Source organism: Chryseobacterium sp. Marseille-Q3244, from assembly GCF_940807095.1.
Taxonomy (GTDB): Bacteria; Bacteroidota; Bacteroidia; order Flavobacteriales; family Weeksellaceae; genus Chryseobacterium.
In genome coordinates this window covers 100,259-123,512 of the sequence record NZ_CALNWX010000003.1, presented here as the reverse complement: position 1 = coordinate 123,512, position 23,254 = coordinate 100,259, and the positions used below count along the sequence as shown (strand labels likewise).

The 23,254-nt window shown below is 36.0% G+C and carries 16 protein-coding genes; 13 read left to right on the top strand and 3 right to left on the bottom strand.

Features of this window, described 5'->3' with window-relative positions; translation table 11 throughout:
* Positions 1-35 precede the first annotated feature (35 nt).
* Entirely contained in the window at positions 36-509 is a 474-nt protein-coding gene (locus NBX25_RS06350; protein ID WP_250253172.1) for an Mpo1 family 2-hydroxy fatty acid dioxygenase, read from the bottom strand.
* A 73-nt stretch (positions 510-582) separates the two neighbouring features.
* Here NBX25_RS06350 and NBX25_RS06345 point away from each other — a divergent pair, with 73 nt between their 5' ends.
* From NBX25_RS06345 to NBX25_RS06315, 7 genes are all read left to right on the top strand, one after another.
* Positions 583-1,428 (top strand): helix-turn-helix domain-containing protein, encoded by an 846-nt coding sequence (locus NBX25_RS06345; protein ID WP_123860140.1) that lies wholly within the window; start codon positions 583-585, stop codon positions 1,426-1,428.
* Between the two features lie 89 nt (positions 1,429-1,517).
* A complete protein-coding gene (locus tag NBX25_RS06340; RefSeq protein ID WP_123860141.1) occupies positions 1,518-2,828 on the top strand; it encodes a TolC family protein in 1,311 nt (436 codons plus the stop codon).
* A 25-nt stretch (positions 2,829-2,853) separates the two neighbouring features.
* Positions 2,854-3,972, top strand: a complete 1,119-nt coding sequence (locus NBX25_RS06335; RefSeq protein WP_123908248.1) for an HlyD family secretion protein — start codon at positions 2,854-2,856, stop codon at positions 3,970-3,972.
* 103 nt (positions 3,973-4,075) lie between these two features.
* Positions 4,076-5,668 (top strand): MFS transporter, encoded by a 1,593-nt coding sequence (locus tag NBX25_RS06330; RefSeq protein ID WP_250253171.1) that lies wholly within the window; start codon positions 4,076-4,078, stop codon positions 5,666-5,668.
* 259 nt (positions 5,669-5,927) lie between these two features.
* Entirely contained in the window at positions 5,928-8,141 is a 2,214-nt protein-coding gene (locus tag NBX25_RS06325; RefSeq protein WP_123908246.1) for a TonB-dependent receptor, read from the top strand.
* A 108-nt stretch (positions 8,142-8,249) separates the two neighbouring features.
* A complete protein-coding gene (locus NBX25_RS06320; RefSeq protein WP_123908245.1) occupies positions 8,250-9,059 on the top strand; it encodes a siderophore-interacting protein in 810 nt (269 codons plus the stop codon).
* A gap of 106 nt (positions 9,060-9,165) precedes the next feature.
* Positions 9,166-9,870, top strand: coding sequence for a class I SAM-dependent methyltransferase (locus tag NBX25_RS06315; RefSeq protein ID WP_123908244.1), 705 nt, complete (start codon positions 9,166-9,168; stop codon positions 9,868-9,870).
* Here the strand turns inward: NBX25_RS06315 and NBX25_RS06310 are convergent.
* Together NBX25_RS06310 and metG are read right to left on the bottom strand one after the other, a co-directional pair.
* Positions 9,843-10,508, bottom strand: a complete 666-nt coding sequence (locus NBX25_RS06310) for a hypothetical protein (RefSeq protein WP_250253170.1) — start codon at positions 10,506-10,508, stop codon at positions 9,843-9,845. The genes NBX25_RS06315 and NBX25_RS06310 overlap by 28 nt on opposite strands.
* A 149-nt stretch (positions 10,509-10,657) precedes the next feature.
* Positions 10,658-12,694 carry a methionine--tRNA ligase gene (gene metG / locus NBX25_RS06305; RefSeq protein ID WP_250253168.1) on the bottom strand — a complete coding sequence of 679 codons (2,037 nt, stop codon included), beginning with the start codon at positions 12,692-12,694 and terminating at the stop codon, positions 10,658-10,660.
* Positions 12,695-13,028: 334 nt separating this feature from the next.
* On the opposite strand from metG, the gene NBX25_RS06300 reads away from it, so the two are divergent.
* From NBX25_RS06300 to NBX25_RS06275, 6 genes are all read left to right on the top strand, one after another.
* The gene (locus NBX25_RS06300) at positions 13,029-15,872 is read left to right on the top strand and encodes a SusC/RagA family TonB-linked outer membrane protein (protein ID WP_123908241.1); all 2,844 of its coding nucleotides are present in this window, start codon (positions 13,029-13,031) and stop codon (positions 15,870-15,872) included.
* Positions 15,873-15,884: 12 nt separating this feature from the next.
* Positions 15,885-17,477 carry a RagB/SusD family nutrient uptake outer membrane protein gene (locus NBX25_RS06295; RefSeq protein WP_123908240.1) on the top strand — a complete coding sequence of 531 codons (1,593 nt, stop codon included), beginning with the start codon at positions 15,885-15,887 and terminating at the stop codon, positions 17,475-17,477.
* Positions 17,478-17,499: 22 nt separating this feature from the next.
* Positions 17,500-18,570: a SusE domain-containing protein gene (locus NBX25_RS06290; protein ID WP_123908239.1), complete on the top strand. Its 1,071-nt coding sequence runs from the start codon at positions 17,500-17,502 to the stop codon at positions 18,568-18,570.
* A gap of 80 nt (positions 18,571-18,650) precedes the next feature.
* Positions 18,651-20,813, top strand: coding sequence for a glycoside hydrolase family 97 protein (locus tag NBX25_RS06285; RefSeq protein WP_250253163.1), 2,163 nt, complete (start codon positions 18,651-18,653; stop codon positions 20,811-20,813).
* 322 nt (positions 20,814-21,135) lie between these two features.
* Positions 21,136-22,422, top strand: a complete 1,287-nt coding sequence (locus NBX25_RS06280; RefSeq protein WP_349815567.1) for a radical SAM protein — start codon at positions 21,136-21,138, stop codon at positions 22,420-22,422.
* Positions 22,419-23,252, top strand: coding sequence for a hypothetical protein (locus NBX25_RS06275; RefSeq protein ID WP_250253161.1), 834 nt, complete (start codon positions 22,419-22,421; stop codon positions 23,250-23,252). The genes NBX25_RS06280 and NBX25_RS06275 overlap by 4 nt, the downstream gene beginning before the upstream one ends.
* Positions 23,253-23,254: the final 2 nt, after the last annotated feature.

Genomic DNA, 23,254 nt, shown 5'->3' with positions numbered 1-23,254 from the left:
TCTACAAAATTGTTTAAAAGAATAAGCCCAATAAGTTAATATCTTATTCCTGTCTTTTTAAGAATAAAACTTAAAAGCCATATCGGCCCGATCAGTAAAAACTGAATATCTTTAAGAAAAGAAGGCTTTTTACCTTCAATTTTATGCCCGATAAACTGAAGAATCCAGGTAATTAAAAAGACACTCAGATATATAATCCAGGACTGTTTACCCAAACTGATATTGGTACAATAAATAAAGTGTTCTGCCAACAGCATTGTAAAGATCATTATGAAACCAATGAGCAGGGACAGTCTGATATAATACAAACTGATGATGACAATAGCAATTAAACTGATGATACTAATGCATCCAAAATAAGAAATACAGAAATGGGGGGAAGGAATCAACGAAATAAATCCGAGGATAGAACAAAAAATTAGGGGTACGCAAAACCAGTGAATGAACTTGTTAGTCGCATTTCTATGGCTCTTGCTATATTCTGCAAATAATAAATCAACCTTTCTCATACTGACAGGAATTGGATTAATGCTAAAATAATAAAATTTTGTAATCGGTGATAAGATTGCTTACATTTGTGTTATGTCTGCCTTAGAAAAGTTCGGAGTTGAAATCTCTACGGAACGTAATATTTTTGAGAGAATTGCCGTTGATAAACCATTCCGGCCCGAAAATCCGGCATTTATTTTTATTAAATCAGGAACCATAAAACTTCGTCAGCACTTTAGCGATCTGGAGGTTTCTGCCAATATGTTTATGGTAACCGATCCGCAGACTATTTATGAAGTAGTAGCAGTAAGCGATGACTTTCAGTCGAGAATGGTTTCTTATAAAAGGGATTTTATTTCTGCTTTATCTTTGAAATTCAATAGATTGATTACATATCGATACTTCAGACAGCAGATGAATAAAGGAGTTCCTTTTCCGGAAGATGAAATGGAGGTTGTGTGGAAAAGCGTCAACTTCCTGAAATACATCCTTGATTCTGAAACAGAGATGCTGTACAAAAAAGAAATGGTGGAACATCTTTTTTCTGTATTCTGCTATCAGATGGCGGGAATTATTTCCAAAGAAGATAATAATTCTATGAACCAGATGTCCAGACAGGAAGAAATTGTCTTTGTTTTTCTTACAGACCTTTCTGAATATCACCTTACAGAAAGAACCGTTGAGTTCTATGCCGAACGACAATCCATTACAACCAGACATCTATCATCGGTGGTGAAAGACGTTACCGGAAAGACCGCAAGTCACATCATCGCTTTAATCGTTATCAATGAAGCGAAAGTGCTTTTAAACTCTTCTAGTAAACCTGTTTCTGAGATTTCTTCGATCCTCGGCTTTAGCGATCAGTATGCATTTTCTCACTTTTTTAAAAAACATCTGGAGGTAAGCCCAAGACAATACAGACATCAGTTCGAAAGTTAAAATCTTACATTTGAACATCTTTTTCCAAAAATCAAACATTTGATTGAATTTGTTGTTGTTCTAACTTTGCATCTGTAAAACAAGGTAAAATGACAAAGAATATAAAAACAGCACTATCAGTTCTGATAGCAGCTTTTCCTGCGCTGTTTTTTTCACAACAGGTAAAACAGATGACCGCAGGTGAGATTGCCGAACTGGCAGTCCAGAATCATCAGCAGTTGAAGGTTTCAGCTCAGAATATTGATATTGCCAAACAGAATATCAACGTTGTAAAGCTTCAGAAACTTCCAACCATCACCGCTTCTACAAGCCAATTCTATTTGGGAGATGCTGTAGCTATCGATAAAGACTTTTCTAATTCTACAAAAGTTCCGATGCCTCACTACGGAAGTTCTTACGCTGTTCAGGCAACACAGCTGATCTTCAAAGGAGGATTGGTAAATAAATCCATTGAAATGGCAGGGCTTCGTGAACAGCTTTCTGAACTGGATTTGGAGAAAAATAAACAGGATGTAAAATTTTTAGTGATTTCAAACTATCTGGATGTCTACAAGATTATCAATCAGGAAGAAGTGTTTCAGAATAATAAGAAGTTAGCTCAGGAACGTCTTAAGAATATTCAGAAATTCTATCAACAGGGAATGGTAACCAGAAATGAAGTAATTCGTGGAGAACTTGCCCTTAAAAATCTGGATCAGGGAATTCTTACCCTTTCCAACAATAGAAAAATTCTTAATTATAATCTGAATATTGCATTAGGGCTATCTTCTGATACTGAAATTGTTCCCACTGAAAATTTGACGAACAAAGAATCAGGAATCGGAATGGATTATTATATGAGTCTTGCTCATGACAGCAATCCAGTGTTAAAGTCTGCACAGAAAAATATTGCGGTCGCTGATAAGAATATTGAAATTATTAAAACTGATAATTCACCTACTGTGGCAGGATTCGGTGGATATACCTTACAGAGACCCATTACTACGAGAAATCCTGTCTTGGATATGTATTCAGGAGGTTGGCAGACAGGTGTTTCTCTTAGTTACAATATTGATACCCTGTATAAAACTAAAGAAAGAGTAAAATTAGGTGAACTGCAGAAGAACCAGGCTAATGATGCTATGACTTTGGTACAGCAGAATGTAGATATGGGCGTGAATGCAGCGTATACCAAATATCAGGAAGCGATTCAACAGGCAGATATTCTTAATGATTCCAAAAGGCTGGCAGAAGAAAATTACAAAATTACTGAAGCCAAATATCTGAACCAATTGGCTGTGCAGGCGGAAATGATTGATGCGCAGAACCAGAAACTGCAATCGGAGCTGGATTTTGCCAATGCAGAGATCAACGTTTTGTATCAATATTATAACCTTTTGAAATCTACCGGGACACTTTAATTTTTTAAAACTGAAAATCAACACAATGGAAAACAAGGAACAAACCACTCAAAATACCACATCCACTCCGGCAACACCAAGTGGAGAAAACAAAAAAAAGCAAAACAAAAAAAATAAAATCAGAGCCATCATTTCCAATATCATCGTTTTTCTGGTGATTGGATTTGGGTTATTCTGGCTCATCCGTGAATATTTCCACATCGGAAACAAAACCTATACGGAAGCTGCTCAAGTAGAAGAATTCATCAACCCTATCAATACAAGGGTTTCTGCTTACATCAAAGAAATTAAATTTATTGAACACCAAAGAGTAAAAAAAGGAGATACACTGGTGGTTTTGGACGAACGAGAAATCCTGACACAATTGGGACAGGCTGAGGCAGCTTATCAAAATGCTATGGCTCAAAAAACAGCAACCAGTTCTTCTATCAATACTGTTTCCAACAATGTAAATGTAATGCAATCTAATATTGCCGGAGCAAAAGCAAGACTTTGGAATGCTGAACAGAACCTGAACAGATACAAAAATCTTTTATCTGCTGAAGCAGTTACAAGACAACAATATGATCAGGTAAAAACAGAGTACGATGCTCAAAAGGCGGCTTATGAGACATTAGTAAATCAAAAACAATCCGCAAATCTTTCCACTACAGAAGTGAAAAGCAGATTGGGAATCAATGATGCTGAGATCAAAAGAACAAAATCTGCACTGGATATGGCGAGAATTAACCTTTCTTATATTGTAATCACAGCACCTTATGATGGGGTGATGGGAAGAAGAACGATTTCTGAAGGACAATTGATTCAACCCGGCCAACAAGTGGCAACTATCGTATTGAATGGTCAGAAATGGGTAACAGCCAACTTCCTTGAAAGCCAGATGCCTAATATTAAAGTAGGAGAGAAGATGACCATGACGGCAGATGCTTTAGGAGGAAAGACATTTGAAGGAGTAGTAACTGCTGTTTCTGCAGCTACCGGATCAAGATATTCAAGTGTACCAACCGATAACTCTACCGGAAACTTTATTAAAGTACAGCAAAGAATCCCTGTAAGAATTGAATTCACTACTTCCAATACAAAAGAAGACCTGGATAAGCTGGGGGCAGGAATGAATATGAATGTGAACATTAATAAACACTAAAAGATGGAAGATATCAGGTTCCAGACTGTATGCCGGATGAAAAAGGAAGGTTGAAAAGTAAAAGTCTATTATCTGATATCTGAAATCTATTATCTAAAAAAATATGTACAACAAAGGATTATATAGCGACTGGGTACCTAAACCGGTACAGCTTCTGCTGATTGTATTGCTGCTCGCCGTAGTAATGCCGATTGGTGGGGTGTATACTGGGAATATCAGCTATTTGGTGAGTGGTACCGGGGCTATGACAGAATATTTTATGTGGGCGAATTATGCAACCACTATTGGAATGGGAGCCTGCATGCCTGTTGTCCTCAGAATTAAAATGAGATTCAAAGTAAGAGATAAAATGGTATTGCTTTTAGTGCTTTTAGGACTATTGAGTTATATCAACGCGACCACTTTACAGCCAATGATCTTCGTGTTTTCTGCCTTACTGATCGGATTTATGAAGATGATGGTAACCATTGAACTTTTCCTGCCATTGATGGTAATGATTGGAAACCGAGGAATGTTTTATGGCGTGTTTTATACATTTGTTCTGGTGATGAATCAGGTAGCAGCTTATTATTCAGCAGAATTTGCACTCCTTTACAACTGGCAGCAGTTTTACATTTTTGCTGCGGTTCTATGCTTTGTTTTAGCATTAATCCACTGGATTTTTATGCATGATAAATATTTTGCCCTGAAAGTTCCATTGCATTATATTGATTGGCTGAGTATCTTACTTTTTGTGTCCACCTTTATGTTTTCGGCCTATGTATATGCTTTTGGAAGACAGCAGGATTGGTGGAACTCGAAGAATATCATTAATGCAAGTATTGCTGCATTTGTGAGCTTTGCATTACTTTCCATTCGTCAGTTAACATTAAAAAGACCTTATCTTTCATTTAAAATTTTTACAAAAAGTAACGTACAAAATGGCTTGTTTATGCTGTTTTGGTTGGGAATGTTCCTCGGAACAGCTTCTATCCAGACTACTTTTGCCGTGGGAGTTTTAGGATATGATCAATTGACTAATGCCAGGCTGAACATGCTGATGATACCGGGAATCATTTTGGCTGGAGTGATTGCTATATTTTGGTTTAAGAATGAAAAACCATTGAAAATGTATATTTTTTCAGGGTTTGCAGGAATGGTAGGCTATGCCATCATTATGTATTTTTCTATGGTACTGGAATTCAACTATGATAACTGGTATTTACCCATGTTTTTAAAGGGCTATGGAATGTGTTCATTGTTTATCTCTGTATGGTTTTATACTTTAGATAAGCTTGAAATGGATGAAATGCTTGCAGCCATAGGATTGGTATTGGTTTGGAGAACCTTTTTAGCCGTAGGTATTTTTTCAACTTTATACTCTTGGTTACAATACCGTTTTCAGATTACAGCAGTAGGAGATCTTGCTGTTTATATGGATGGAATGACGGTAACTCCACAATATGTTATGGGTAATATGAAAACCATCCAGCTTAATGCTATTTTAATAGCAACTAAAAAGATCTTCGGATTTATTGTTCTGATTGGCTTTGGAGTCTTATTGTATGTAATAACCCACCATTTCGGAGCCAAACGATTCCAATATTTCAGATTTATCAGAGTACTTAGTGGTAAATCTGTTATTGCAAGAAGGAGACTTCGTGAACGAAAAAAATTATTAGAAGAAATAAAAGACGCAGCCGGACCTGCGATGTAAAGATACCTTGTTTTTCACTGTAAAATCCTGGTCCTTTGTTGGGCTGGGATTTTACTATTTTAGGAGCGAAGCTTGAAATAATGAAAGAAGATTAACGCCTATTGTTCCATCTATTAATTATAAGACAAATGAAGCTTCCAACCTTTGTTACTTCTTCCAGCCTTTTAATTCAAAAACTGAAAAATTTCAGTCCTCATTGTTTTTATTAGTTCTAAATAAGAATTATATTTGCAGGATTATAAAACTTTGATTTGAAGGAATGAAAAAGCATTATGCATTCATAGGTCTATTAGCATCGGGATTAATGTTTTCCCAAACTGTTAAAGATTCTGTAGCCTCTAAAGGTATAGAAGATGTGGTTATCGTAGCATCAAGAAAACCTACTAAAATTTCTGAAATTCCCGGTACCGTTTGGGTTGTACAGAAAGAAAAAATTCAGGAACAGGCCAAAAGTGGAGTTCCGATTAAGGAAATGTTATCCATTTTAATCCCAAGTATGGATATTGGTCCACAGGGAAGAACCAATTACGGACAGAATATGAGAGGACGTTCTGCATTGGTAATGATTGATGGGGTTTCTCTGAATAGTATCCGTGCCATCAGTCGTCAGCTGGATGCTATTGATCCATTTAATATTGAAAGAATTGAGGTACTTTCCGGAGCCAGTTCTATCTATGGTGGAAATGCAACCGGTGGTATTATTAATATTATTACGAAAGTACCTTCTAAAAAAGGAATCAGCGGGGAAACTGAATTGGGAGTTCGTACAGGTTTTATGGGAAAAGATGACCATGATTTCCGTGCGGCTCAAGCTATTTCAGGGAAAGGAGAGAAGTTCTTCGGGAGACTTGGAGTTGCTTACCAGCAAAATGGTGGAGTGTACGGCGCAGATCAAAAACAGCTTTTTACAGATATTACCCAAACCGATCTTCAGTACAATCAATCTATTGACGTTCTTGCGACCGGAGGGTATCAGTTTAACAATAAACATAAAATAACAGCTTCTGTTCAATATTATAACTCAAAATTCAATGGAGACAGAAGTTTGTATTTAGGCCAAAACCTAAGCGCTTTTACCAAGAAAGACGGAAGTTTGCTGGAAATGAGAGATGGTTTTTCCTCTGATAAAAACATAGGAACAGAACGTTACATGGCAACCGTTGCCTATAACGGGAATAATATTTTAGGAGGTCAGGATCTGTACATTCAGCTTGCGACGAGAGGAGAGAAGCTAGGGTTTTATCCTTTTCCTGGCAATGTAGCTTTGGCAGATAAAAAAAGCGCAGCTTATATGTCTTCATCTCAGCAGGATACCTATTATTCAGGAATAAAAGCGTTATTGTCAAAATCATGGAAAGGATTGAATGTAACTTATGGAGCTGATATAGATTTTGAAAAATTTGAAGGGACACAATCAGTATATGATATTACTAAAACAATGTCCAGCGGCGGATTAATTAACCAGACTCAATACAGGTTGGGAAGATATCCTACTAACCATTCCCAAAGTTATGCAGGATACGTTCAGGCAAAATATAATATTATTCCTAAGTTACAGCTTAATGCAGGAGTACGTTACCAGCACATCAACGTAAAAATGGATGATTTTGTAGGCTCTGTACAACAGACACAGATTGCTATGGGATATGGAGCCTCTGCTTCAGCCATTCCGGGAGGAGAAAGCTCGTATAATGTCACATTAGCCAATGCAGGATTACTGTATAAAATCAGCGAGCAGCACCAGGTATGGGGAACATTTTCCCAAGGTGCAAGCTTAGCAGATCCTGCTAAATATTATGGAATAGGAACCTATAAACTGAATGGAACCCATTGGGATGTAGTTTCCAGTATCAATGTCAAAGAGCAACCTTTACAGGCCATCAAAACCAATCAGTTTGAAGTAGGATACCGTATTAATAAAGGTGGGCTGAGAGCACAGGTTGCCGGATTCTTAAGTAATTCTGACAAAACTGTAGCTGTAGATAAAAATACATTCCAGATTCTTGTTAACGATCTGAAATTAAGAAATATGGGAATCGAAGCAGAGATTTCTTATTCCATGAACAATGGAGTTTATTTCGGAGCAAGCGGATTATTAATCAAATCTGAAGTAGACAATAAAGGAGAATGGCAGAAACAGGAAATTTATAATGCTTCGCCATCCAAGTTGGTTACATACATTGGGTATAATGTGAAAAACTGGTCATTTAGATTCCAGTCTTTACAGAATTTCAAGCAGAAGGATGAACTTAAGAACGTAATTGAAGGATACAATACCTCAGATCTAATGATAGGGTACCGATTCCAGTTTGGGAAGTTCAACCTTGGAATTCAGAATCTTTTCAATACAGATTATCAAACCATCTGGAGCAAACGTTCCCAGGTTTTATATTCAAGCTATGGAATTCCGGACCTGTTTAATTATAAAGGAAGAGGCAGAACATTTAACCTGTCTTACACTTTTGAATTTTAAAAAATAAGATTAAGGTACTACTGCTTTAATCTGAATTAAATACTTTCTACAAATCCGGTTTCTGATATTGATCGGAAGCCGGATTTTAATTAAAAAAACATTTCAGTTATGGCTCAAATTTCAACAGGGCAGTTCATTGCCGAAGTCACCAGAAAAGAATACATTACGGATCATTTCATCAGAGTGTATCTGTATTCTCCTGAAGTTCATTTGTTCAAAAATACCACGATAGGAGACAATAATAAAATTGCCATTCCTCCGGTTGGATTAAATGAAGTGCATTTTCCGACTATAGAAAATGATGAATGGGTGTATCCGCCAAAAGAAGTGGCGCCGGCCATCAGAACCTATACCCACAGAGGAATTGATTTGGAAAAAAATGAAATTTTCATTGATTTTGCAGATCATGGAGACGGAGGACCAGCTTCAAAATGGGCAAGAGAAGCAGAAGCAGGGGGGAAACTTGGGGTAATGATGCGCCTGGATGGAAAAGAGCTGTATCCTGAAGCAGAATGGTATTTATTGGCAGGTGATGCTACGGCAATTCCTGTTTTGAGTGCTATTTTAGAAACCCTTCCTGAAACCGCAAAAGGAGTTTGTATTATCGAAGTTCATGGAAAAGAAGATGAACAGATATTGAACACCAAAGCAGATATTGAATTTAAATGGCTTCATAATGCCCAGCCTCAGTTCAGTAGTGAGATTGCTGATGCCGTAAAAAGTATTGATATTCCTGAAACTTCAAAATTCGGATATGTAGCTTGTGAATTCTCTAGCGTTAAAGAAGTAAGAACGTATCTCCGAAAAGAAAAAAACTGGACTTCAAAAGAACTTTACGCATTTTCTTACTGGAAATCAGGAAAAGCCGAAAACGAGTCACAAGCAGACAGACATGAAGAAAAAGAATCAATAGCATAGTAAACTCTAGATTAAGAGGCTGAAAGAATGTAGATGGGGTAACAGGAACCTTAAGCTTTAACCTTGAACTTTGAATTTTACGCTGTGAAGCCGTATCTTTGCCATTATGAAAGATTTAATGGGCCAAGCCATCTGGGATTATTACCATGATGCAAATCCTGAAGACCTGCAGACAGAAACATCAATTTCTGAATTGGATGAACTTCCTGTAGATTATTTATTCAGGGATTTTGAAGATATGAATGAAATTGAGCAAAAAGCTTTGCAGTTATCCAGAGGAAAAGTTCTGGATATTGGTGCCGGTGCCGGTTCACATGCTTTGTATCTTCAGAATGATGCTGACCTTGATGTTATCGCTTTGGATATTTCTCCGAAATCTATTGAGGTTTGTCAATTAAGAGGAATCAACAAGGCTGTTTGTGCAAATATCCTTGATTTTTCAGGAGAAACATTCGATACTGTTTTACTATTGATGAACGGAACCGGAATTTTTGAAGGATTATCTAAAATTGATACTTATCTTCAGAAATTAGGAAGCTTGTTGAATGAAGGAGGGCAGATTCTGATTGACAGTACTGATATTCTCTATATGTTTGATCGTGATGAAGATGGTGGAGTATACATTCCTGCCGGAGGATATTACGGAGAGCTTGAATATATTGTTCATTATAAAGGTGAATCTGAAAAGCCGATTACATGGCTTTACCTTGATTTCAATACGTTGAAAAATGCTGCTGAGCATAATGGGTTTAAAATGGAGAAGGTATTGAAGGATGAAGACTCTTATTTGGCGAAGCTGACCAAGATATAACTAGAAAATAACCCCTGATAATTGATGGTGATTAAAACAGCCATTATTACACAGATAATAAGGGGTAAAATATAGGAAGCTGCTCGGTAGGGCAGCTTTTTTGGTGTAAAGATTACCCAAAATATAAATAAAATAAATGCTCCTAATCCTGCAACCATAAACTCAGGACTTCTTTTAATAGTAAAAAAGTCTTTAGAACTAAGACTATGTATCATAGGGACAAGAAAACTCTGAATAGGAACAAAGATAAATCCGAAAATAATGGTGATAACAGCAGGGAAATATTTTTTAAGTTTAATAAAATTCATTCCCAATAAAATAGCTCCTGGAACGGTTCCTAAAATGAGGCTGATAATGAATATCATTTCTCTGGGAAAAAGCTTTATGGCATTAGGATCCTCTGTTATATGATCTCTCCAGAGTTCTTTCTCTTCTAAAGATTTTGCTTCCTCTGCTTCTTTTTTTCTTTGAATGAGTTGCTGAACGGCAGTTTCTTCTTGCCCAGTAAAAATTCGCCCTCTTTCTTTAAGGATTTCATAAGCCATTTGTACCGCTTCCGGCACAAAACGATTGCCTTCCTTTAAATATTTTTCTAATTCTGAGTCGGGGAGTTTCCTTAAAACGTTTTTATTAACCATAATGATGGCAGCAAATATAAAAAAATACCAAATGTTTTCTAAAAATATTTTCGGGATGATCTGCAGAATCTGCGAGAACCTATTGTTTATCATCAAAAAGAAAGGCTGCTTCCTATAGAAACAGCCTTAATCTTTATAGTAAGGAGTAATTATCCAATCTCAATACCGTTTTCAACATTGCTGTCATCCGGTGTTACGAAAGATAATTTACCATCCGGTTTAGTCGTTAATAATAACATTCCCTGAGATTCAATACCTCTGATCTTTCTTGGAGCAAGGTTTAATAGGATCATGACCTGCTTACCAATTACCTCTTCTGGGGTAAAGCTTTCTGCAATTCCTGAAACTACAGTTCTTACATCTACTCCTGTATCTACAGTAAGTTTTAGTAATTTATCTGCTTTTTCTACCTTTTCAGCTTCTACAATAGTTGCTGTTCTAAGATCTATTTTAGTAAAATCATCAAAAGTGATTTCTTCTTTCATTGGGTTAGCGTTAGGGTTTGTTTTCTTATTATTTTGTTTCGTGTCTTCCAGCTTTTGAATCTGAGATTCAATGACATTGTCTTCAATTTTTGAGAACAGAAGAGAGGCTTCGTTGATTTTGTGGCCTGCTTCAATTAGAACAGACTGAGTTTCAACATCACTCCAGCTTTTCTTTTCAACATTGAACATGTTCAATAGTTTTTCAGAACTGAAAGGCATGAACGGTTCACATAACTGAGCCAAAGCAACTGCGATCTGAGCTCCTACAAATAAAGACTGAGCCGCTTTCTCCGGATTGTCTTTGATGGTTTTCCAAGGCTCTTCAGTCTGAAGATATTGGTTTCCAAATCTCGCAAGGTTCATTAAGGCTGATAAAGCATTTCTGAATTCATATTTATCAAGGAATCCTGAAATTTCAGTAGCAGCTTTATTGATCTCTTTTAATTCCGGGCTGTTAATGTCTCCTTGAGGTACAACTCCGTCATAATATTTATGAATAAGAACCGCAACTCTGTTGATGAAGTTTCCGAAGATACCTACCAATTCAGAATTGTTCTTCGTCTGAAAGTCTTTCCATGTAAAGTTATTGTCCTTAGTCTCAGGAGCTGAAGAAAGAAGAGCATATCTTAAAACATCCTGTTGTCCAGGGAAGTCTTCTACATATTCATGTGCCCAAACTGCCCAGTTTCTTGATGTTGAGATTTTATCATTCTCTAGGTTCAGGAATTCAAAAGCAGGTACGTTTTTAGGCATGATATAGTCTCCGTGAGCTTTCATCATCGCTGGGAAGATAATACAGTGGAATACGATATTATCCTTTCCGATAAAGTGTACCAGGTCACTGTTTTCACTTTGCCAGTAATCTTTCCAGTCTTTTCCGTTTTTCTCCGCCCATTCTTTAGTAAATGAAATATACCCGATTGGAGCATCAAACCAAACGTAAAGAACTTTTCCTTCTGCATTCGGAAGCGGAACGGGAACTCCCCAGTTCAGATCTCTGGTCATGGCACGTGGCTTTAACCCATCGTTTAACCATGATTTAACCTGGCCGTATACGTTAGGTTTCCAGTCATCTTTATGACCTTCGATAATCCATTCGTTTAAGAAATCTTCATATTCGTTAAGAGGCAGATACCAGTTTTTTGTATCTTTAAGAATAGGAACATTTCCGCTAAGCATTGACTTCGGGTTGATCAATTCAGAGGGAGAAAGGGTAGAACCACATTTCTCACACTGATCACCGTAAGCGTTTTCATTACCACAATTCGGGCAGGTTCCTACAATATAACGATCTGCAAGGAATTCTCCCGCTTGTTCATCAAAATATTGTTCAGAAACCTCTTCAGTGAATTTTCCTTTTTCATAAAGAACTTTGAAGAAATCCTGGCTGGTTTCATAATGCTTTGGGGAAGTTGTTCTTGAATATTCATCAAAAGAAATTCCCAGATCAGCAAAAGATTTTTTAATAATCCCGTGATATTTGTCAACAATATCCTGTGGAGTAACTCCCTCTTTTTTAGCTCTTATGGTAATAGGAATACCATGTTCATCCGAACCACAGATAAAAGCTACATCTTTTCCTAATCTTCTTTGAAATCTTGCGTAAACATCCGCAGGAATATAAACACCTGCCAAATGTCCTATATGAACCGGACCGTTTGCATAAGGCAAAGCTGCCGTAATCATCTTTCTGTTTGACATTTATAGTAAAGTTTTGACTACAAAGATAAGGATTATCTCTTGAATACCGCTCTTTGTGGAGTTATTATGGTGAAAGTTCCAGTTTTTCGAAGTTCAATATGAATTTAAGTTAAACACATGTTTAACTTTTTGTTAATGTAAAATAAATATTATGCATAGCATACTATCGTGTAAAATATTGAGGCGTATAATTTTAACTAAAAAGGGTTTCGTAATATACATAATTTTTTCATAATTTATATTAAAATTATGATAATTCTAATTTTTTTTTAAATTGCAACACTGGCTACAAGCCGGGTTTAAGACTGAAAAACGAAACTATAAAAATAAAATTGTGAAGAATTTTACAACGGTATTAAAAATAGCGCCCGCTTTTTTACTGGCAAGTACAGTAATGCATGCGCAGACTAAAGACACTGCCACCAAAGAGAAGAAAATCGAGGAGGTTGTCTTGATTGGATATGGTGCTAAAAAGAAGTCGGATTTAACAGGTTCTGTAACTGCTGTTTCTGAAAAAGACTTTAATAAAGGAGCAATTGTTTCCGCAGACCAATTAATTAATGGTAAAGCACCAGGGGTTAGGATTACCAGTGATGGTGGTGCTCCGGATTCAAAACCTAATATTAGAATTAGAGGAGGAGCTTCATTAACTGCTAACAATAATCCTTTAATAGTAATTGATGGTGTTCCTTTAGATTCTGGAAACCCTGCTGGAGTTTCCAATCCATTATCGTTAGTAAACCCGAATGATATTGAATCATTCTCAATATTAAAGGATGCATCTGCTACTGCTATTTACGGTTCCAGAGCTTCCAATGGGGTTATTATTATTACTACGAAAAAAGGTTCCTCTGGAAGAATGAGAATCAATTATAGTGGAAATATTTCGATAGGTAAGGTGACTAAGACGATTGATGTAATGGATGGTCCTACTTTTGAGAAATTTATACATGAATACAACCCAACCTATGCCAGTATGCTAGGGGTTACGGAAAATGGAAAGCAGACCATGTACAATACCAATTGGCAGGATGCGATTTTCAGAACTTCCGTTTCTACAGACCATAATTTGAGTATAAGATCTAATTTGTTTAAATCAATTCCTGCGAGATTTTCATTTGGATATAATAATACACAGGGGATTGTAAAGACTAACGACTATGATCGATATACAGCGTCAATGAAATTGACTCCAACTTTATTTGACAATCATTTAAAAGTTGATATTAATATAAAGAATATTTTCTCCAACAAAAATACAATTGATGCAGATGGAGCAATTGGATCAGCAATAACAGCAGATCCTACGAAGCCTATATATAATCAGGATGGAAGTTATTATCAGACTTTTAACGGGTATGTAATGGCGGGTGCAAGAAATCCTGTTGCCATCTTGATGCAACGTACAAGACCTGAAAAAGTACAAAAGTTCCTTGGAAATGTTGAATTAGATTATAAAATGCATTTTCTACCGGATTTAAGAGCTGTTGTTAACTTGGGAGCAGAGTCTTCTTACGCAAAAATCCGTGAGGTATATGGAGATAATGCTTTACAGTCGTACAGAACTGTTTACCAGAATAATGTTGCTGTAGGTGGAATTTATAATCCAGGCCTGAATTATGGTGAAGAGCAGAATATTTTCAACAAACTATTAGATGCTTATTTAGTGTATAGTAAAAAGTATGATGATAAGTTTATTTCAAAGTTTGATGTTCAAGGAGGATATTCTTATCAGAATTTTGATAATAAAGGGTCGAAACAGTTATTTAACATGGATGATCCTTCAGGTGTTCGCCAGGAGTCTCCATATAATAAATATATTAACAATTACAGGAATGTATTAAATATCCAGTCATTCTTTGGAAGAGCAAATATTGACATCCAGAATAAATATTTATTCACACTGAGTTATCGTGCTGATGGTTCCTCTCTCTTCCCTTCAAATAAAAGATGGGGGCACTTCCCGGCAGCAGCTTTTGCCTGGAAACTAAATGATGAGAAGTGGATGGAGAATTCAGGATTCTCAGAACTGAAATTAAGATTAGGATGGGGGAAAACAGGACAGCAGGATATTACCGGATCAGCCGGATTCTATCCTTATAATCCTTTATATGAAATCGGAGATACCAGATATTTCTATTTTCCAAGAACTATTTTGCCGAATGGAGCTATTATTCCTGAATTATTTACTGCTCTTCCATACAACCCATACTTAACTTGGGAAAAAACAACTACTTATAATGCTGGGGTCGATTTTGGAACTAAAAACCGAAGAATATCCGGATCGATAGAGTATTATTATAGAAAAACAACAGACTTATTGGCTAGAGTGCCTTTCCCATCAGGTCAGATGCTTTCAAATGAGTTTATTGATAATGTGGGAAGCCTTACAAATAAAGGTTTTGAAGCCTCCTTTAATGTTAACCCTGTAAGAACGCAGGATCTTAATTGGGATCTGAACGGAAACATCGCCTATAATATAGGAACAGTAGATGATTTGAAAGGAAGAGATAAAGTTGGAGCTAATGAATCTTCTCTTGCGTTTGCAGGAACAGGAGTACTTTTAGCCTATCATGCTGTTGGGCAGCAGCCTTACTCTGCATGGGTATACCAACAGGCTTACGATAGTAATGGAAGAGTAATTCCTGGTGCTTTTGTAGATAAAAACGGAGATGGAATTATCAACGATGCAGATAAATCTTTTGTACCTCTTAGACCTAAATGGACATTTGGATTCGGAACATCTGTAAATTATAAGAATTTTGATTTATCAGCTAGTTTTAGAGGTCAGATAGGAGGAAAGGTTTATTATGCTGCCAGAGTAAACAGAGGATACACAGAAGCTTCTAACCCGGTAAACAGTAATAGTTTATTCAATGTTCTTAATTTTTATGATGGAGCTGCCGATCCTAGATTCAGAACAAAAGGAGATGCAGAAGGGTTGTCAGATTACAACTTGCATGATGCAACTTTCTTACGTTGTGAGAACATTACACTAGGATATAAGTTTGATAAGTTGTTTAAAGGTACAAGCTTAAGAGTTTATGGTGCTGTAAATAACGCATTTCTTATTACAAATAAATATGTAGGTCAGGATCCTGAAAACTTCAATGCGATAGATGCCAACTTCTATCCAAGACCTAGAATATACACTTTTGGAGTAAATCTTGATTTTTAAAATTTGACACACATGAAACTTAATAAATTTAAAATAATACTATTATCATTCGCTTTAGTTTCTACAACTTCATGTCTGAATGAATTGAATACAGAGCCTGAATACCTTTTAACTTTAGAACAACTTCTTGAATCTCAGCCTAACGCTGCCAATGGTCTTTTAGCAAAAGTGTATGCATCACTGTCTATGTCAAGTGCAAAAGGACCTGGTGAGGCAGATATTACAGGAGATGACAAAGGAGAAACTGTTTTTCTGAGAGGAATTATTAATCTTGAAGACTTTACAGCTGATGGAATGAAGAACAGATGGGGGGATAACGGGCTAGACCAGTTAACAACTACAACCAAATGGACTTCCGATAATAAGTTTTTCAGATATCTTTTTGATAGAGTTTATTATACTGTACCACAAGCAAATGCACTGATTGATGCTTTTGGGAAAGCTAATATTAGTAATAAAGAGCAATACATTGGTGAGCTGAGATTCATCAGAGCTTTTGCTTATTTTTATATGATTGATTGCTTTGGGAAAGGAGTAATTGTTACAGAAAAAGACCTTGCCAATCCAACACCTAAGGAACAGGCTTCAAGAATAGAATTATTCAAATATGTAGAAAGCGAATTGTTGGCCATAGAACCTACTATTGCCAGTAAAACTGAATATGGTCACGTAAACAAAGCCACAGTACAGATGTTATTATCCAGATTGTATCTTAACGCTCAGGTGTATACAGGTACGGCAAGATGGAATGATGCTGCTACTTACGCTAAGAAAGTAATTGACGAAGGAGGGTATACTTTAGATACCAATTTTGTAAGAATGTTCTCTGCAGACAATAATACTTCTCCTGAAATCATTTTCCCATTAATTGCTGACCCGATCGGGACACAAAGCTATGGTAACTCTACTTATATCATTAATGGAAGTACCGGAGGATCTCCTTCTACTTTGAATCCTGCTCTTCTTGGAATTAAAGGTGACGGATGGGGAGGTCACAGAGCTTCAAAAGCTTGGTATGGCCTTTTTGGAAACAGCCTTACTGATTACAATGGTGGTAGTGCCAATGCTGTAACTACTACTCCGGATCAAAGAGGGAAATTATTCTGGCAGACAGGTCATGAATATGAAATGACAGATTATAAAACATGGACAGATGGTTATCCTTCAACAAAGTTTAGAAATTTAAGAACATCAGGACCTTCAGAAACAACAGATTTTTCTGGAGCAGATTTTCCTGTATTCAGATTGTCAGAAGCATATCTTACGTATGCAGAATGTGCAATAAGAGGAGCTTCTACGGCAAACTTGGGGCAGGCTTTAACCTACATGAATGAATTGAGAGGAAAGAGAACAGCATCCACAATCAACGCAGGTAATCTTACTTTAGATTTCATTTTAGCGGAAAGAGCAAGAGAATTCAACTTAGAAGGGCAGAGAAGAACTGATTTAATTAGATTTGACAAGTTTACAGGAGGTTCATACCTATGGCCTTGGAAAGGAGGGGTGAAAGATGGAACTGCAATTTCACCTAATTATAATGTATTTCCTATTCCGAATACAGCCTTATCTTCTAACCCGAATTTAACACAAAATCCTGGGTATTAATTTTTTAAAACTGAAACTGAAAATGAAACATTTTTTTAAAATATTCACAATAGCCATTCTTGGGATGTTGGTTGCTTCGTGTAAAGATGAAGATCAGGCAATACTTAATGAAACGGCTCAGAGCAAAATATCATCCGATAAGACGACTATAGTTTTAGATAAGACTCATTTAGATGATACAGCAGTTAATTTTACATGGGCAAAATCAACTTTCGATTTGGCTGTAGTTTCTGCTCCGAAAATAGAAATAGGGCTTAAAGGAAATAATTTTAAAGATGGTAAATCTTTAGATGTTGTAACGTCTCCTTATTCAATGACCAATAAACAATTGAATACCTTGTTATTGAGTTTAGGAGCTACTCCTAACGAAGTTAACCAGGTAGAAGTAAGAGTAAAAACAGTGGTAGGAACGGCATCATTTTATTCCAATGTAATTACATTAGCTGTAACACCTTATATCTTAGGACCTATATATAATTATACAGATCTTTATCTTATTGGTGATGCTACTGCTGCGGTTTGGGATAACTCAGCAACCAATGCAAAATTATATCCTTTACAAAAAACGGCTACTGCTGGAGTATACTCGTATACAGGATATTTTGCTGCAGGAGGGTTTAAGCTTATTCAAACTCCTGGATCTTGGGATAATCAATACGGATTAGGGGCTTCAGCTGGAGCTTTGCTTGCAGGCGGAGGTTCTTCAAATATTCCGGTAGCAACGGCAGGGTATTATAAGCTGACTGTTGATGTCAATGCATCAAAATATACTTTAACATCTATGGGAGATCCTACAATAGTATATACTACTATTTCTATGATTGGATCTGCTTCAGGAGATTGGAGTACTGATGTAGATATGGAAAAATCAACTTTTGACCCTCATATCTGGGTGAAGAAAAATGTAAACCTAAGTTCAGGTGAATTTAAATTCAGAGCCAATCATGATTGGGGAACAAACTGGGGAGTAGCCAAAGAATTTTTTGGAGTAGCAGATCTTGGGGGAGGAAATATTCCTGTAAGTGAAGCATTCAAATACGATGTGTATTTCAATGATATTACAGCAGAATTCTCTGTAATCCCAGTATATTAAAAAAAATCAAGTTAAAATAAAGCAAAGTGCTGCTTTACCGCAGCACTTTATCTATTTTTTTAAGTTAATAAATAGTCATTATGAAGAAAATTACAGTTGGAGCACTCTTGCTCTCAATGATGTTTACAGGTGTGAAAGCACAATCTTTAAAATCGCCGGATGGTAAATTTGAAATGAACTTCCAGTTAAAAGATGGAGTTCCTTTCTATAATTTGAAATACAATGGTGCGGTGGTAGTTGAAGATTCAAAATTAGGATTGAGATTATTTAAAGACACAGCCATAAAGTTTGCTTCTGAAATTGCCAAACCAGAAGATGCAAAATACGATCTTAACAACGGTTTTGCCAAGGTAGATGAAAAAAGAGATTCCAAAAACGAGACTTGGCAGCCGGTTTTGGGAGAAAAGAAAAACTATATCAACCACTACAATGAATTGGCCGTTACGCTAAATCAATCTTCTACAGATAGAAGTATTGTAGTAAAGTTTAGATTGTTCAATGATGGTCTTGGATTCAGATATGAATTCCCTCAACAGAAAAATCTTAATTATTTCGTTATCAGAGAGGAAGATTCTGAAATCGATTTTCCAACCGATATGAAGGCTTGGTGGATCGTAGCAGATTATGATTCCCAGGAATATCAATATCAGGAAACAAAAGTTTCTGAAATTCCTGCAAAATGGGATAAAGCATATGATGCCAATGCTTCACAGAGTTTGGTGAAAAATGCAGTTCAGTCTCCATTAATGCTTAAAAAAGAAGGAAAATCACCTTTATACATCAACGTTGCAGAAGCAGCAGTATTAGATTATCCGGCTTCACACCTTGAAGTAGATGCTCAGAACTTTAAGTTCAAAACGCATTTAACGGCTGACAGACAAGGAGCGAAGGGATATATCCAGACGCCATCAGTAACGCCTTGGAGAACCATTATCGTAGCACCAAAAGCTGAAGAGGTAATGGATTCTAAAATGATCTTTAACCTTAACGAGCCTACAAAATATACAGATACGTCTTATATTCACCCTACAAAATACATGGGAGTTTGGTGGGAAATGATTATTGGAAAATCTCAATGGGCATATTCTACAGCCGAAAATGTTCATTTAGGTAAAACCGATTTTACGAAGTTAACTCCTAATGGGAAACATGCGGCTAATAATACAAAAGTTAAGGAATATATTGACTTCGCAGCTGAAAATGGATTTCAGGGATTATTGATCGAAGGCTGGAACATTGGCTGGGAAGACTGGTTCGGACATTCTAAAGAGTTTGTTTTCGATTTTATTACTCCTTATCCGGATTTTGATATCAAAATGCTGAACGATTACGCACATTCAAAAGGAATTAAACTTATCATGCACCACGAAACTTCTGGTTCCGCTACGAACTATGAAAGATGGGCTGATAAAGCTTTCCAAACAATGAATAAATATGGTTATGATGCTGTAAAAACAGGATATGTAGGTGATATTATTCCAAGAGGAGAGCATCATTATTCTCAATGGACCATCAACCACTATTATAGAATTGCTGAAAAAGCGAACGACTATAAAATCATGGTAAATTCTCACGAGTCTGTTCGTCCTACAGGAGAAAGCCGTACCTATCCGAATTACATCTCAGCAGAAGCAGCACGTGGAACAGAGTATGAAGCATTCGGAGGAAATAAGCCGGATCATCAGACTGTACTTCCATTTACAAGATGGATGGGTGGTTCTATGGATTACACGCCGGGAATTTTCCAAACTAAATTAGATTATTATTTCCCTGGAGATACACGTTTTGTGAAAACTACATTAGCAAAGCAGCTTGCTCTATATGTAACGATGTATATGCCGCTTCAAATGGCTGCCGATCTTCCTGAAAACTATAAAAAGCATATGGATGCGTTCCAGTTTATCAAAGATGTGGCTGCTGATTGGGATGATACGAAGATTTTATCTGCAGAACCGGGAGATTATGTAATCACTGCAAGAAAAGCAAAAGGTACAGAAAACTGGTTTGTGGGAGGAATTACTGATGAAAACAAACGTGAATACACGGTAGATTTCTCATTCCTGGATAAAGGAAAAACTTATGAGGCTACCATCTATGAAGATGGTAAAGATGCTGATTATATCGATAATCCTCAAAGTTATCATATTTATAACAAAACAATCACGAGTAAGTCAAAAATTAATTTTAAAATGGCTAGAAGTGGCGGTTTTGCAATAACTATTAAAAAAGTAATTATTTTGTAAAAGTTTCTTTTTCGTTTGATAAAATATCTATATTTGGAGAATTATTATAATTTATTAACCAAAACTATTTTAACATGAAAAGAAATTAAAAATTACAAGTAACTTAGAGCAAAAGAACATCCTTAAAAAAGCGATGCAGTCTTCTGAAAATGTAGATTTATACAAATCTATTTTTGGTGGTGGTAATACAGTTATTATCTCACCTGATAATTGTAGCGTAACAGCGAGATCAGGGGCTTCTGCTGCTTATAATAGAGCTGATCAATTCTTATTAGCTACTACTAAATTGTAATTGCTAAATTAAAATGTATAGTTCTTCGCTATGGCGGAGAACTATTTTTTTTCCAATAAGATAAGATATGATATGATTACATCTTTTGTATTAAAGGTTGCAAGTAGATGCAATCTCAACTGTTCGTATTGTTACATGTATAATTTAGGCGATAAGACTTATCTGAAGCAGCCTAAGTTCATGTCAATTGATACCATAAAAGCTTTCGCAACTAAACTGAATGAATATTGCCTGGAAAATAATTTGAATACTATACAAATTGTCTTTCATGGAGGAGAGCCTTTATTAATATCCAAAGAGTTTTATCGTGAATCTATCAAAATTTTTAAAGAAATACTTCCAGATCATTACTTTGACTTTGTGATCCAAACCAACGGTGTTGGGTTAGGTGATGAGTGGTATCAACTCTTTAATGAATTAGATATCAGAGTAGGAATAAGTATAGACGGGCCGAAAGAATACCATGATAAATACCGTGTTTTTCATAATGGAAAAGGTTCTTACGAAGAAGTAAAAGAAGCCATTATGCTGGGCCAAAATTATGGACTCAACGGAATATTGTCTGTAATTAATATTAAAATACCCCCTCAGGAACTTTATGATGAAGTGAAAAACCTTCAAGTAAAAGGCCTTAATATTCTTCTACCAGATGGTCATTTTGATCAGCTTCCTGAAGGAATGGAAAAGGAGTTCGTTAATACCAAAAATTATACTCCCTATGCAGATTGGCTTATAGAGCTATTTAAGATTTGGAAGAACGATAATGATAGGATGAGTGTAAGGTTTTTTAAAACACTTATTGACCTGATTGTAGGCGAGGATGAAGGAGATCAGATTTTAGGTAAAAATATCAATGGTGTTGCCGTATTGGAAACCAATGGTAATTTAGAGGTTGCAGACTTTATACGAGCTTGTTATGAAGGAATAACCAGAAATGATATTAATATTCATACCCATGCTATTGGTGATGTTTTTAAAGATAGACTTTTTGATGTGTATATGAACGCTCATGCCATGGTATCACAGAAATGTCTTAACTGTTCTATTTATGACTTCTGCGGCGGTGGATTTTTAGGCAATCGTTATTCTAATGAAAAGGGATTTGATAATCCTACCATTTATTGCCATGATATGATTAAACTTATCACTTATATTCAGAATGATATTATTGATGGAATTCCACCAGAAACACAAAAGGAAATGGAATTGTCAAAAGTTTCTTACGAAGATATAGTACATGAGTTGGAATTTGACAATGAAGAAATTATGATTGAATCTGAGGTTAAAGAAAAATTAATGCATTATCGTTTAGCATGAATCTGAAGAAAGGAATGTATCTGGCTGGAGATTCCGGTTCCAACTGGACCAGTCAGCTTAAAATTAATACAGGAGTGATTGCTGAGAAAGGAGTCAATACAGGAATTGAGTATTTTGATAACGCTTATTTACCTGATGATCAATGGCGGGATCTTACTGAAACTGAATATAAAATGCTTTCTACTGCAGGGAAGCATAATAAAATGTTCAATACTTTAGGATTGGGTGAGATTCCGGATGAATTGAAAACATTATTTAAAGCCATAAAACTGGAGGAGTGCAAGACCCTTTTTGATGTTCAGCCCAAATTTCAGGAAGATGAAAAACTTACATTAAAGCTTAATGAAGTTTTGAATCAATTTCTTAATCAAAAATCTGATACTCAAAGATACAGGTTTCATCGCATTACAAGATGTCTCCCGGATATGCATACCACGACTTTTCATCTCTATAATAGGGAACATATAAAATATACCGGTTTACATATCGATCAGAGTACAAAGTTTACGCCTAATACAGCATATAAATCAGACAATAGGATCTCTATCAATATTAGTGAAGAATCCAGATATCTGTATTTTGTCAATTTAACATTGAAACAAATTTATAATGATGTTAAGAAGCATTACCATGAGGTTTCTGTTACTTCGGATAATATTGTAGAATTATTCTTTTCACTGTATCCTAATTATCCGGTGATAAGAATAGAAGTAAAACCTTACCAATATTATATTGCTCCTACAGATAATTTCATTCATGATGGAAGTACACTAGGGAATAAAAAGTTTGATATAACAATGGTGTTTGTGGGAGAATTTAATAATTACTAATG

Coding starts and splice junctions, on each gene's coding strand:
- NBX25_RS06350 (WP_250253172.1), bottom strand. CDS start 509: ATGAGAAAGGTTGATTTATTATTTGCAGAATATAGCAAGAGCCATAGA.
- NBX25_RS06345 (WP_123860140.1), top strand. CDS start 583: ATGTCTGCCTTAGAAAAGTTCGGAGTTGAAATCTCTACGGAACGTAAT.
- NBX25_RS06340 (WP_123860141.1), top strand. CDS start 1,518: ATGACAAAGAATATAAAAACAGCACTATCAGTTCTGATAGCAGCTTTT.
- NBX25_RS06335 (WP_123908248.1), top strand. CDS start 2,854: ATGGAAAACAAGGAACAAACCACTCAAAATACCACATCCACTCCGGCA.
- NBX25_RS06330 (WP_250253171.1), top strand. CDS start 4,076: ATGTACAACAAAGGATTATATAGCGACTGGGTACCTAAACCGGTACAG.
- NBX25_RS06325 (WP_123908246.1), top strand. CDS start 5,928: ATGAAAAAGCATTATGCATTCATAGGTCTATTAGCATCGGGATTAATG.
- NBX25_RS06320 (WP_123908245.1), top strand. CDS start 8,250: ATGGCTCAAATTTCAACAGGGCAGTTCATTGCCGAAGTCACCAGAAAA.
- NBX25_RS06315 (WP_123908244.1), top strand. CDS start 9,166: ATGAAAGATTTAATGGGCCAAGCCATCTGGGATTATTACCATGATGCA.
- NBX25_RS06310 (WP_250253170.1), bottom strand. CDS start 10,508: ATGGTTAATAAAAACGTTTTAAGGAAACTCCCCGACTCAGAATTAGAA.
- metG (WP_250253168.1), bottom strand. CDS start 12,694: ATGTCAAACAGAAAGATGATTACGGCAGCTTTGCCTTATGCAAACGGT.
- NBX25_RS06295 (WP_123908240.1), top strand. CDS start 15,885: ATGAAACTTAATAAATTTAAAATAATACTATTATCATTCGCTTTAGTT.
- NBX25_RS06290 (WP_123908239.1), top strand. CDS start 17,500: ATGAAACATTTTTTTAAAATATTCACAATAGCCATTCTTGGGATGTTG.
- NBX25_RS06285 (WP_250253163.1), top strand. CDS start 18,651: ATGAAGAAAATTACAGTTGGAGCACTCTTGCTCTCAATGATGTTTACA.
- NBX25_RS06280 (WP_349815567.1), top strand. CDS start 21,136: ATGGCGGAGAACTATTTTTTTTCCAATAAGATAAGATATGATATGATT.
- NBX25_RS06275 (WP_250253161.1), top strand. CDS start 22,419: ATGAATCTGAAGAAAGGAATGTATCTGGCTGGAGATTCCGGTTCCAAC.